This is a genomic window from Pedobacter terrestris (genome assembly GCF_052343045.1).
Taxonomy (GTDB): Bacteria; Bacteroidota; Bacteroidia; order Sphingobacteriales; family Sphingobacteriaceae; genus Pedobacter.
Window position 1 is genome coordinate 1600747 of sequence record NZ_CP180264.1, and the last position, 12658, is coordinate 1613404.

At 37.8% G+C, this 12658-nt stretch carries 10 protein-coding genes; 7 read left to right on the forward strand and 3 right to left on the reverse strand.

What is annotated here, in order from left to right:
• The first annotated feature begins 131 nt into the window (after nucleotides 1–131).
• Complete coding sequence (locus ACJVDH_RS06885; protein WP_443946825.1) at nucleotides 132–1481, forward strand: Gfo/Idh/MocA family protein; 1350 nt, start codon at nucleotides 132–134, stop codon at nucleotides 1479–1481.
• A 107-nt stretch (nucleotides 1482–1588) separates the two neighbouring features.
• A complete protein-coding gene (locus ACJVDH_RS06890) occupies nucleotides 1589–2635 on the forward strand; it encodes a phosphotransferase enzyme family protein (protein WP_443946826.1) in 1047 nt (348 codons plus the stop codon).
• A 308-nt stretch (nucleotides 2636–2943) separates the two neighbouring features.
• Here the strand turns inward: ACJVDH_RS06890 and ACJVDH_RS06895 are convergent, their stop codons facing one another.
• The 3 genes from ACJVDH_RS06895 to ACJVDH_RS06905 all read right to left on the reverse strand — a co-directional run bounded on the left by ACJVDH_RS06895 (nucleotide 2944) and on the right by ACJVDH_RS06905 (nucleotide 6168).
• Nucleotides 2944–4368 (reverse strand): MATE family efflux transporter, encoded by a 1425-nt coding sequence (locus ACJVDH_RS06895; RefSeq protein WP_443946827.1) that lies wholly within the window; start codon nucleotides 4366–4368, stop codon nucleotides 2944–2946.
• Between the two features lie 246 nt (nucleotides 4369–4614).
• Nucleotides 4615–5034, reverse strand: coding sequence for an acyl-CoA thioesterase (locus tag ACJVDH_RS06900; protein ID WP_443946828.1), 420 nt, complete (start codon nucleotides 5032–5034; stop codon nucleotides 4615–4617).
• 51 nt (nucleotides 5035–5085) lie between these two features.
• Nucleotides 5086–6168, reverse strand: coding sequence for a carbohydrate-binding family 9-like protein (locus ACJVDH_RS06905; RefSeq protein WP_443946829.1), 1083 nt, complete (start codon nucleotides 6166–6168; stop codon nucleotides 5086–5088).
• 429 nt (nucleotides 6169–6597) lie between these two features.
• Between ACJVDH_RS06905 and rpsO the strand changes: the two genes are divergently transcribed.
• The 5 genes from rpsO to ACJVDH_RS06930 all read left to right on the forward strand — a co-directional run bounded on the left by rpsO (nucleotide 6598) and on the right by ACJVDH_RS06930 (nucleotide 12654).
• Nucleotides 6598–6882, forward strand: a complete 285-nt coding sequence (gene rpsO / locus ACJVDH_RS06910) for a 30S ribosomal protein S15 (protein ID WP_029285581.1) — start codon at nucleotides 6598–6600, stop codon at nucleotides 6880–6882.
• A gap of 177 nt (nucleotides 6883–7059) precedes the next feature.
• Nucleotides 7060–9195, forward strand: a complete 2136-nt coding sequence (pnp, locus tag ACJVDH_RS06915; RefSeq protein WP_443946830.1) for a polyribonucleotide nucleotidyltransferase — start codon at nucleotides 7060–7062, stop codon at nucleotides 9193–9195.
• Nucleotides 9196–9444: 249 nt separating this feature from the next.
• Nucleotides 9445–10590 carry a glycosyltransferase family 87 protein gene (locus ACJVDH_RS06920; RefSeq protein WP_443946831.1) on the forward strand — a complete coding sequence of 382 codons (1146 nt, stop codon included), beginning with the start codon at nucleotides 9445–9447 and terminating at the stop codon, nucleotides 10588–10590.
• A gap of 182 nt (nucleotides 10591–10772) precedes the next feature.
• Entirely contained in the window at nucleotides 10773–11378 is a 606-nt protein-coding gene (locus tag ACJVDH_RS06925; protein ID WP_443946832.1) for a TetR/AcrR family transcriptional regulator, read from the forward strand.
• A 73-nt stretch (nucleotides 11379–11451) separates the two neighbouring features.
• Nucleotides 11452–12654 (forward strand): efflux RND transporter periplasmic adaptor subunit, encoded by a 1203-nt coding sequence (locus ACJVDH_RS06930; RefSeq protein WP_443946833.1) that lies wholly within the window; start codon nucleotides 11452–11454, stop codon nucleotides 12652–12654.
• The last annotated feature ends 4 nt before the right edge of the window (nucleotides 12655–12658 follow it).

Sequence of the window (12658 nt, forward strand, 5' to 3'; positions counted from 1 at the left end):
CTTTTATCCGAAATCAAAAATACTGATCGGTTTTTTTCAGATTTGAAGTACAAGTTCGACGGGACCTATAAATATGAAATACTTTTAAACCTGCAAAAAGTTGGTCATCTTAACTAAACCAAAAAATACAAATGGAACGTAGAGAATTTATCCGCAATGGAACACTGGCTGCTGCAGGTTTTTCCATATTGCCCACAGGAAATCTTTTTGCATCCGACACCGGAAATGTACGATTGGGGTACATTGGTGTCGGTGCAAGAGGTATGAACCACATTTCTGAAGGCACATTAAGAAACGACGTAGAAATTGTTGCCATTTGTGACACCCAGGAACGTTCCTTAAAGATTTGCCGCGAGTTTATTGCCAAAAAAGGGCGGCCTGCAGCAATAGAATATACAGGCGGCGCAGATGCCTATAAAAAACTTCTCGACCGGAAAGATATTGACGCGGTAATTATCGCTACACCATGGCAATTTCACAAAGAACAGGCCGTTGAAGCTATGAAAGCCGGAAAATATGTTGGTTGCGAAGTTATTGCGGGTTTAACTGTTCAAGATCATTGGGATATAGTAAATACCTCTGAAAAAACGGGAATACCCTACATGACTTTAGAAAATGTATGCTACCGCAGAGATGTGCTGGCCGCATTGAACATGGTTAGGCAAGGTTTGTTCGGAGAGTTGGTTCACCTGGAAGCAGGTTACCAGCACAACTTAAGAAATGTCTTATTTAATGATGGAAAAAAATATTACGGTGGTGGAGTAGAATACGGCCCCAATGCATTGAGCGAAGCACAATGGCGAACACAATTTAATATCGATCAGGATGGCGATTTGTATCCTACACATGGAGCCGGACCAATTATTCAGTATGCAAACATCAACAAAGGCAACCGGTTTACCAGTTTGGTTTCTTTTAGCTCAAAAGCCCGAGGTTTGGCCGCATATGTTGAAGAAATGTCGCCAGGGCATCCAAATGCAAAGCTGGATTACAAGAATGGCGATGTTACAACTACATTGATCAACTGCGCAAATGGAGAAACAGTACTTTTATCGCATGATACACATTTGCCACGGCCATATTCCATCGGATTTAGAGTTCAGGGCACTCAGGGAATCTGGATGGATGTAAACAAATCCGTTTACATCGATAAAAAATCTGCAAAACATGACGTTTGGGACCCGGCAAAAGATTGGTTTGATAAATACGATCATCCGCTTTGGAAAAGATACCAGACGGAGGCAGAAGGTGCAGGTCATGGAGGGATGGACTGGTATGTTTTTAACGGGTTTATCCAGGCGGTAAAACAAAAGAAACAAACCCCAATTGATGTTTACGACTCTGTAACAATGAGCGTAATTGCACCACTTTCTACAAAATCATTAAAAGAAGGCAATATGCCGCAGAAATTTCCTGATTTTACAAAAGGGAAATGGAAAGATAGAAAGAATATTTTTGCATTGGATGATAGTGGTTTTTAATTGATTTCCGGAGATTAAGCATTGTCGTCAACCTCCGGAAATACTATATTTATATACGATGTTCTGTACAATCAGTCCTATACGGCTAATGCCAGTCAAATAAATTTATGTTCCAAGAAGTTTTAAGCCAATATGGTCTGCATTTGGATCAACACAATGCAGAACCGCATGGTTCTGGCCTTATTAATTTTACCTGGAAAATATCTGGTAAAACAGAATACCTGCTTCAGAAAATCAACAAAAATGTTTTTCCGGAACCTAAATATATAGATGAAAATTTGTTCCGGTTAAAGCAACATTTAGATCTGCATTGGCCAGATTATCCTTTTACAGCTCCGGTATCAACTTCGTCGGGAAAAACTTTGGTTCAGTTTAAAGGCGATTTTTATCGTTTGTTTCCTTTTATTAGCAATTCCAAATCCATCAATTTTGTGCATTGCGCGGAAGAAGCCTTTCAGGCTGCAAAGCAATTTGGGCGTTTTTCACGTGTTTTGGATGGATTTGAAACCAAAACACTGCATTACACGCTTCCAGATTTTCATAATTTACCACTACGGGTAATTCAATTTAAAACAGCGCTAAAGAATGCCAGCGCAGAAAGGATTGAAAAAGCCAGATCAGAAATTAATCTGGTAACAGATCTTTTTAGCATTTCAGAGCGGTATGAAGAAATTATAAAAAATCCGGATTTTAAGCTCCGGGTCATCCATCACGATACAAAAATTAACAACGTTTTGCTGGATAAAGAAACAGGAGCGGGGCTTCGTGTTATTGATTTGGATACCGTGATGCCCGGTTATTACATTAGCGATGTTGGAGACATGATGCGGACATATCTTTCTGAGGCAACGGAAGAAGAACAAAACATTGAAAAAATTGATATTCGCGAAGATGTTTTCGAGGCAATTTACAATGGTTATATGAATGAAATGGGCAACTTTCTAACGCAGACAGAAAAGAATGAGTTTATCTATAGCGGCAAATTCTTAATTTATATGCAAGCGCTCCGCTTTCTAACCGATTTTTTAAACGGTAATATCTACTATCAGATTACATATCCGGAGCATAATCTTCGCCGCGCAGCCAACCAACTTCAACTCCTCAAAGTTTATATTGCTGCAGAGCCGGATTTTGAAAAAATAATTAACAAATAAAGCTTAAAATTTTAGGCAGCCAATCAGAAAATTAGGTGTTTAGAGAGCGCATTTTCTCCGTTTTTTTAATGATAGGGAATGTGCTTTTTTATGTCGTCTATTTTTGAACGAGTGATGGAGAAAGAAAGCGAAACGGGTTTAAATAAAAAACGGGCACAAGGAATAAATCCTTTGTACCCGTATCTAAATTAACGCTCTCAGGGGACGAAGATAGAGCTTCGACCAATATCTTGCAAACTATTTAACAAAAAAAAATCAATGTATCAAAAAAAGACATTGAGCAGACTTAATGCAGTTTTGCAGAGAATTTAGACCGTGGTTTTTTTCCATTTTCCTTTCTTAAAAAGGATAAAGGCAGCAATACTAATGCCCGCTTCTGCAACGGGAATAGCAATAAAAACGCCTGTTGGTCCGAGTTCAAAATATTTTGCGAGTAAATATGCAAATGGTATCTGGAAAAGCCAGAAAGCAAACACATTAATCTTGGTCGGCGTCCAAGTATCACCTGCTCCGTTAAAAGCGCCAATCAACACCATTCCAATACCATAAATAATAAAACCTGCACTGAGGATACGTAAGGCTTGAGAGGCAATTCTGGTTACCGTAACATCATTACTAAAAAATGATGCAAATAAATGACCGAATATCAGAAACAACAAACTTACTATAGCCATAAACATGACCGCATATTTCATCGTTTTAAAAACGGATTGCTCAGCGCGCTCTACTTGTCCAGCGCCAAGGTTTTGCCCCACCAATGTCGCTGCAGCGTTACTTAAACCCCAAACTGGCAACAAGAAAAACATCATTAAACGTAATGCTGTCTGATAGCCCGCAGAACCATGATCTTCACCAGTAGTTGCAACCAGTTCTGCCAGAAATACCCAGCTGCAACTGGCTATTACAAACTGAAAAATAGCCGGAGCGGCAATTTTAATTATTGCCTTAATCTGTAACCATTCTGGTAAAAAGTAGCTTGCTTTGATTTTCAGAATATTTTTTCCGTTGAAAAGATTGATCAATTGATAAGTCACGCCTAATCCACGACCGATTGTGGTGGCAACAGCTGCACCAGTTAGCCCAAATGCAGGGATCGGGCCAAAGCCATTAATGAAAATCGGGCATAATATGATATTGGCAATATTTGCAATCCACAAACTACGCATCGCAATAGCAGCATTTCCTGCGCCGCGGAAAATCCCGTTGATTAAAAATAACAATACAATTATTACGCTGCCGCCCATCATAATGCGTACAAATGTGTTTCCATGATTTGCGGTTTCCATGCTCGCGCCCATTAACAGTAAAATGTCTTTCGCGTATATAAGGCCGATAGCACTGATAAACAGATTGATCGCAACGGCGATGAAGATGGTTTGCATTCCGGCTTTTGAGGCCTTTTCAGGTTCTTTTTCGCCAATTCTTCTCGAAACAACAGCTGTTGCAGCCATACTCAAACCTACTGCAAGGGAGTAAATAATAGTTAAAACAGATTCTGTTAAACCAACGGTTTGAATGGCCAGACTGCTGTTTTCAAGGTGACCAACGAAGTACAGATCTACTAAGGCAAATACCGATTCCATTGCCATCTCTAACATCATCGGGATAGCTAATAAAATAATGGCGCGATTAACGCTGATGCTTGTTAAATCTACTTCTGTACCGGAAAGTGATTGTTTTAAAAGCGTGTAAAAAGACGATAGTCTGCCGTTTGTCTTTGTTGACTGTGACATATTTATTGCATAAGTTTTTATAGATAAACAAGATGGATGTAAGAACACATCCAATATTCAAAAAAGAATAAAAGGGGAATCCGGGGTTTTTGTTAAAACCTGAAACGGATTGCAGATACTATCATGGCGTTTATTGTTTTGATGAAATAAAGATAGTAAAAAAGTATCGGAGGTTTAAGCAAATAGTTTAGAGCGAAATAGTTTTTTAACGTAAAAAAAATATTTTGGCAAATCAGAACAATTTCACTAAATGCTATAAGCTTCTATCATTTCTTCAGAAACCCTTGTACTTCTTCCTGTATTCAAATCAATTAAAACATAATCGAAAATACCATCAGAGGCTATTTTTCCGGTTTTTTTATTGATGATTTCGAATTGTACAGAACAACCTTTTTCATGCACAGTTAAAATTCCGGTTCGGATGCGCATAACATCATTCATCAAAAGCGGGCGTTTAAAGCGAATATCTACTCTGCTTACCACCCAACCAAAACCCTGCTCAGTGAAACGCTCCCAAGGCATTCCATAAAATTGTTCCATCTGGTCGTATCGCGCAGCGAGTACATAATCCAGATATTTACTGTTATGAACGTGGTTAAACATGTCAATATCGTCTGGACGAACACGTAGTTCACTTTCAAAAATGCTGTATTGAGTCTTTTCCAAAGGGATAATATTTTCTGCAAAATTAAAAGAAGCTTCTGGAATATGAAATAGTTACTGCTTTTCTGCAGCAACCAGGCTTTCGTGATTAATGGAAAAACCTGTTCCTTTGGCATTAATGTAAACGGCTTTGAAGAGATTTTTTGTCGCTTCTAATTGAAGTGTATACATTTCGCCGCCAATTTTCACACTTGCAGGGAAACCCAATTCATCTTTCTTGTCTGTATACGTATTGTTTTTTGAACGATAAACTTGTTCTGCATAATAAACCTGATACAGCTCTTGTTTTACCAGTTCTTCTGCTGGTAAGTTAAATTTCTTTTCGGGAGAAAACGTTCTACTAAACTGAATATAGCCCCAACGTTCCGGGCAATGCATATTAATTACTCCTTGTGGCGACCACACCCAGTTTTGTTCTGCCAGAAGTTTGTCATTTGTGCCTTTACGTTTTTCATATTTCCCGTCAACAATATCGGTAAGCCATTGTACCCGCGAAAAATTTATCCGCCAGATTTTTCCATCTTCAGGAATTTGTACATCGCTGCCAAAAGAAATCGATTTGAAGGGAATAGCCATTTCCAGCGTCCATTCCTGGTCTTTATCATTTGGGTTGTTTAATGTCCCGTTGATTTTTACCTGATGTTGAAGTCCTTTCACATCCCACGACATGAGTTCGCGCGCGCCAGTTCTATAAGGTTTAGATAGAAACAAATCAAAGATATTGTTCAGCGCATTTATTTCAACTTCAAAATATTGATGTGTTGTTCCGTTCGGATCGATAAAAACCTCGAAATCATTGTCTTGATAAACAATCTGATCGTGCTGATCAAGTTTTGCCCAGATGTGTGGTTCTTCCAGCTTTGCTGCAATAAAAAGTAAACTATCGTTGTACAGCATTTTTACTTTTGTTTTTAAACCAGGTTTGGGTTTCAGATTGCCTTCAATATCCTCAAAATCATCAGTAAAAGCAATGTTTTTCCAGGCCGCATCACTCAGGTCGCCATCAACTGTTGGTGTTCCGTAGTTTACAATATAGGTTTTAGGTTGTGATAAGATTGATTTAGGGATTTCTGATTTTTGAGCAGATGCAACAAGTACTAAACAAAAAGAAAATAATAATGAAAAACTAAACTTCATATAAAAAAGGTTAAAGGAACGGCTTATGCTGCCAGCGAAAGTATAGTTTTTTGTGAACTTCCGGATGATGTTTTGTGTTTTTTACCATGCGCACTGCGGAATTAGCACAGAGGTTGTTGTTGAGTAGGTTTTATGTTAAAGTGTAATTTTTTTATGAGTTTTTGCCACGGAACCACTGAAGGCACGGAAATATATGTATAGAAATCAGGATTTTTTTAATTGGGAAGCTTTCTGTTTTGTTTAACCACAGCCTCCAAAGAGCTTTTAACACAGCGGAAGGGTAGGCCGCTTAGTTTTTTTCTTTAAACTTTCTTCTTTGAGCTTTTTTCTTTAAGCTTTCACCTTTCACCTCCCTTGCAAATAAATAAAAATTGCTTTATCTTTGCGCCACAATTAATTAATTTATAATTGCTTTAATATTATTCAAGAATGTATTTAAGTTCAGAAAAGAAAGCCGAAATCTTTAAAACACACGGCGAAGTAGAAACCAACACGGGTTCTGCTGAAGGTCAGGTAGCGTTATTTACATACCGTATTGCGCACTTAACAGAACACTTAAAGAAAAACCGTAAAGATTTTTCTACACAGTTGTCACTTCAAAAATTGGTAGGTAAACGCCGTGGTATTTTGGCTTATCTATACAAAAAAGATATTGAGCGCTATCGTGCTATCATCAAAGCTTTATCGCTTAGAGATATCATTAAACAAAAATAAGCGCAAGTTTATCAACGAAAGCCATTCTTTAGAGAATGGCTTTTTACTTTGCCGGATAAATTATTTTTTTGTGAAGTATTTCTGATAGGCTTTTTTTACGCTATCTTCGTTTGCAAAAACAAAAACATATATAACCCGATGTGTAGAAAGAGGAAAACACATCATAATTCTATTTAAATGAATGTAATAAAAAAATCGTTCGATTTGGGCGATGGAAGAACGGTAGAAATCGAAACTGGTAAATTGGCTAAACAAGCCGATGGTTCAGTTGTGGTTAAAATGGGCGACACGATGTTGCTTGCAACTGTTGTATCTACAGTGGGTGCTAAACCAGGAACAGATTTCTTGCCTTTATCAGTTGATTATCAAGAAAAATATGCGGCAACAGGCCGTATCCCAGGCGGATTTTTACGTCGCGAAGCAAGATTATCGGATTACGAAGTATTGATTTCCCGTTTGGTAGATCGCGCTTTACGTCCACAGTTTCCGAGCGATTATCACTCTGATACTCAGGTGATGATTTCACTAATCTCTGCAGATAAAAATATTATGCCCGATTGTTTAGCAGGCTTAGCTGCATCGGCTGCATTATCTGTTTCAGATATTCCTTTTAACGGTCCTATTTCTGAAGTACGTGTTGCTAAAATTGACGGCAAATTGGTTATTAACCCTTACGCCAGTGATTTAGAACGCGCAACTCTGGAATTTATGGTTGCAGGTTCTGCTAACGATATTTGTATGGTTGAAGGCGAGTGCGATGAAATTCAGGAAGATGAGATGGTTGAAGCTTTAAAATTTGCACACGATGCAATTAAAGTTCAATGCGCAATTCAGGTTGAATTAACTGAAGCTACAGGCAAAACGGTGAAACGTGAATATAGCCACGAAGATCATGATGCTGATTTGAAAGCTAAAGTTTATGCCGATACTTACGATAAAGTTTATGCAGTAGCGAAATCTGGGTCAAATAAAGATGAGCGTAAAGTTGGTTTTACCGCAATCATTAACGAGTTCTTCGAAGCTATGCCAGAAGATACTGAAGATTTAACTAAAGCAATGGCTAAACATTACTACCATGATGTGCAGTACGATGCTATTAGAAATTTATTGTTGGATGAAGGTATTCGTTTAGATGGACGTAAAACAACCGAAATTCGCCCAATTTGGAGTGAAGTAGGTTACTTACCAGCAGCACACGGTTCTGCAGTATTTACACGTGGCGAAACTCAATCTTTAACATCGGTTACTTTAGGTAGTAAAGATGATGAGCAAATGATTGATGGTGCATTCTTTAATGGTTACCAAAAGTTTTTATTGCACTATAATTTCCCCGGTTTTTCAACTGGCGAAGTAAGACCAAACAGAGGCGCTGGTCGTCGCGAAATTGGTCACGGTGCTTTAGCGCAACGTTCACTGAAAAAAGTTTTACCTCAGGGCGAAGCAAATCCATACACTATTCGTGTGGTTTCTGATATCTTAGAATCTAACGGATCGTCATCTATGGCAACCGTTTGTGCAGGTACATTAGCACTAATGGATGCAGGTATCAAAATCAAATCTCCGGTTTCTGGTATCGCAATGGGTTTAATTACCGACGAAAAAACAGGTAAATACGCCATTCTTTCTGATATTTTGGGTGATGAAGATCACTTAGGTGATATGGATTTCAAAGTAACAGGTACCGAAAATGGTATTGTAGCTTGCCAAATGGATTTGAAAATCAATGGTTTGTCTTATGAAGTTTTAACTAAAGCATTATTGCAGGCTAAAGACGGTCGTTTGCACATCTTGAATGAGATGAAGAAAACTATTGCTGAACCAAATACAGATTATAAACCACACGCACCACGTATTGTATCTTTAACAATTGATAAAGAATTTATTGGTGCTGTTATCGGTCCCGGCGGTAAAATTATTCAGGAAATGCAACGCGAAACCGGCGCATCTATCTCTATCGAAGAAGTGGATAACAAAGGTATCGTTGAGATTTTTGCTGATAACAAAGCATCTATCGATGCAGCCGTTGGCCGTATCCGTGCAATTGTAGCTAAACCAGAAATTGGCGAGGTTTACACTGGTAAAGTAAAATCGATTATGCCTTTCGGTGCATTTGTCGAAATTATGCCAGGAAAAGATGGTTTATTACACATTTCTGAAATTGATTGGAAACGTCTTGAAACTATGGACGGTGTATTTAAAGAAGGGGACATCATTGATGTTAAATTGTTAGATATTGACAAACAAGGTAAAATGAAACTTTCTCGTAAAGTATTATTACCAAGACCAGAAAAACCAGCTGCGCCTGAGGCATAGTTGTAAAACTGGACATAAGTTTAAAAGAGCAGTGCGATAGGCACTGCTCTTTTTTTGTTTAAACTCAATTCCTCGGATTCTTTATTTTTGAATTTATTTGTCGTCTACAATCGACGACTTTAAAAGAATTTTTGATTTGATTAGAAACTGTAAATTCTTTTTGTATTATTGTAATGTAATATAATTTTTACAATGTCTAATCATTCCCTAACCAAACTATTCCGTGATCTGTCATGGAAAAAAATCTTAATGTCCAATAAATTTGTACTAAGTCTATGGATACTTGTAACCTTAATTTTTGTGGTCGACTCTTGGATGACCAGCCGGCTGAATAACTACTTGATTTTCGAAAATACATTTCGGAATTTAATTCATCAGCGTTCGTTTTACGATGCATATCCGCAATTTCATGATGATGTAAATCATTATGGCCCAGTGTTTAGTGTGTTAATGATGCCGTTTGCCATTTTACCAAATTGGCTCGGTTTGTTAATGTGGAATTTGTTTAACTGCATTTTTCTGTATAAAGCTATCCAAACACTTCCGATGAAAGAAGAACACAAATTGATGATTGGATACATCGCCATTCCATGTTTAATAGAATCTATGCTCAACCAGCAATTCAACGCTGGCGCAGGTGCACTTATGATTCTCAGTTTTACTTTGCTATACAAAAACCGTGGATTTTGGTCGGCATTTTGTCTGGTTTTCGGCACATTTGTAAAGCTATACGGCGTTGTTGGAATTGTGTTTATTTTCTTCTCAAAAAATAAGAAGCAATATATCATATGGTGTTTGGTTTGGGCGATAATTTTATTTGTTGCACCAATGATTTTTGCTTCGCCAAGTTTTGTTGCCCATTCTTATCTGGATTGGAAAGCATCTTTGATAGAGAAAAACCTCAGCAATATTTTTGGAGAATCTACAGATATTTCAATAATGGGCTTTTTACGTCGTCTATTCCATACGCAAGACATCTCAAATTTCTTTTTCCTGATCTTTGGTTCTGTATTATTTATGCTGCCTTTTATCAATCCATCACAATTTTCCAAAAAAAGATTCCAGCTGTTTGTTTTGTCTTCAGCCTTGTTATTTCCAGTTTTATTCAGCACCGGATCCGAAGATTGTACCTATATTATCGCCATCCCGGCTGTGGGAATTTGGTTTTGCCTTGAACCCAATCTGAAATTAAAACAAGTACTGCTGCCAATTCTTTTGCTCATCACCTGCGATTTTCCGCGGCTCTTTTTCCTTCCACTGGCAAAGCTTTATCCCATTACACTTACGATGCTCAGTTTACCATATTTTTTGGTGTGGCTTAGGGTTTTGTATTTTTCGTTGCGTAAGAAACACCTTTTTGTTGAAGAGGCAGAGCAAGAATGGATTGCTGCCTAGCGCGATTATTGAGCCAACAACGATTAACTGACGAATTTATAAATAGCTGATTTAATTGTATTGTTTTGGTATTCAGTTTGTTGCGAATTTTTTGAGCTTGTTGACAAAAGAATGATACGCGAGTAAATTAAATCGTTGTACATTTGTTTAACAGTGTTAGATTATTTAACCGATTTCCAATCATGGGAAGTAAAGAAAGAATATTACGTTTAAAAGAAGAGACCAGAACAAAAATTCTGGATGCTGCCCTGGACATCGTCCAAACTGAAGGATGGCAATCTTTGAGTATGCGTAAAATTGCCGACCAGATTGAATATACCGCACCTATCATTTACGAGTATTTTTCGAACAAGGAAGGAATCTTGCTGGAATTGACCAGACGAGGTTATTTGATTCTTGCGAAAGATATTAAAGATGCAAGAGATGCACATGAATCTGCCGCAGACAAAATGGAAGCCATGTGGATTGCCTATTGGAATTTTGCTTTTAAATACAAAGAATTTTATCAGTTGATGTATGGTGTAGATATGGTGTGTTGTACGGTAAAAAAATCGTTAAATGAGGCAGAAACTGTTAGCAATATGCTCGGCGATGCTATCGAAGCTTTATTTGAGAAAAAACCAGTTACAGAGAACGATATCTGTATGAAGTATTACACGTATTGGTCAATCATCCACGGATTGATTTCGATCAATCTAGTACGTCCAAATGGAAGAACAACTGACGCAATAAACCAACAAATTTTAAGAGATGCCATTAAAGGTATTACTCTATCTATTAATACATAATTTTTTTTTTGCCTAACCATTTAACACTGTTAAATGGTTTATTCATATTAAATACTATAAATAAATAAATCATATGAAATCTCCACATCGTTCATTTTCAAAATTTAACAGTGTTAAATCATTTAATGCTTTTAAATACTCTCTTTTGGCCACAACGCTTGCGATTGCACTATGGAGTTGTAAGTCGGCGCCAGATCAAAGTAATTCAGCACCGCCGCCACCAGTTCTTCCTGTAAGTCAGGTAAATGAGCGCGCAGAAACAACATTTATAGATTACCCTGCATCAATTCAAGGTGCTGTAGATATTGACATTCGCCCGCAGGTGAGTGGTTATTTGCAGAGTGTACTTGTAAATGAAGGTGCATATGTAAGCGCCGGACAAACGTTATTCAAGATCAACGAAAATCCATTTCGCGAAGCATTAAACAATGCAAAAGCAACATTACACGCAGCAGAAGCCGCCATGCTGAATGCACAATTAGAGATTGATAAATTAACACCACTGGTTCAGAATAAAGTGGTTTCAGATTTTCAGTTGAAAACAGCAAAAACGGCATACAAAATTGCGCAAGCCAATGCAGAACAAGCTAAAGCAAGTGTTGCAAGTGCACAAATTAATTTGGGCTATACCAACGTTAAAGCGCCAGTTAGCGGTTACATAGGTCGTATTCCTAAAAAGCAAGGAAGTTTGGTAGCACCAACCGATCAACAGGCTTTAACGCAGCTGTCAGACATTCATGAGGTGCATGTATATTTCTCGCTTGCAGAAAATGATTTCAATGAGTTTAATAGCAATTATCCGGGCAAAACACCAGCAGATCGCATTCAGCATTTACCGGCTGTAGAGCTTTTATTGTCTGATAACAATGCATATCCGGTAAAAGGAAAAATCGATATGATTGATGGCCAATTTGATAAAAATACCGGTGCAATTACATTACGGGCAACTTTTGCAAATGCCAATGGTGCATTACGCTCTGGAAATACCGGTAAAATTCGTTTGGGTTTACAGCATGAGCATAGCATTTTAATTCCGCAATCGGCAACTGTAGAAATGCAGGATAAAGTGTTTGTATTTACAGTTTCTAAAGGCAATAAGGTGAATAAAATGCCAATTGGTATTGTTGGGAAAAGCGGCAACAATTATCTGGTAAACTCAGGTGTTAAAGCCGGCGATCAGATTGTATTAACCGGTATGGATCGTCTTCAGGAAGGTCAGGAAATACAGCCTGAGAAAGCCAATGATAAAGCGGCTCAATTGATTAACAAAAAATAAGCAA

Coding starts and splice junctions, on each gene's coding strand:
- ACJVDH_RS06885 (WP_443946825.1), top strand. CDS start 132: ATGGAACGTAGAGAATTTATCCGCAATGGAACACTGGCTGCTGCAGGT.
- ACJVDH_RS06890 (WP_443946826.1), top strand. CDS start 1,589: ATGTTCCAAGAAGTTTTAAGCCAATATGGTCTGCATTTGGATCAACAC.
- ACJVDH_RS06895 (WP_443946827.1), bottom strand. CDS start 4,368: ATGTCACAGTCAACAAAGACAAACGGCAGACTATCGTCTTTTTACACG.
- ACJVDH_RS06905 (WP_443946829.1), bottom strand. CDS start 6,168: ATGAAGTTTAGTTTTTCATTATTATTTTCTTTTTGTTTAGTACTTGTT.
- rpsO (WP_029285581.1), top strand. CDS start 6,598: ATGTATTTAAGTTCAGAAAAGAAAGCCGAAATCTTTAAAACACACGGC.
- pnp (WP_443946830.1), top strand. CDS start 7,060: ATGAATGTAATAAAAAAATCGTTCGATTTGGGCGATGGAAGAACGGTA.
- ACJVDH_RS06920 (WP_443946831.1), top strand. CDS start 9,445: ATGTCCAATAAATTTGTACTAAGTCTATGGATACTTGTAACCTTAATT.
- ACJVDH_RS06925 (WP_443946832.1), top strand. CDS start 10,773: ATGGGAAGTAAAGAAAGAATATTACGTTTAAAAGAAGAGACCAGAACA.
- ACJVDH_RS06930 (WP_443946833.1), top strand. CDS start 11,452: ATGAAATCTCCACATCGTTCATTTTCAAAATTTAACAGTGTTAAATCA.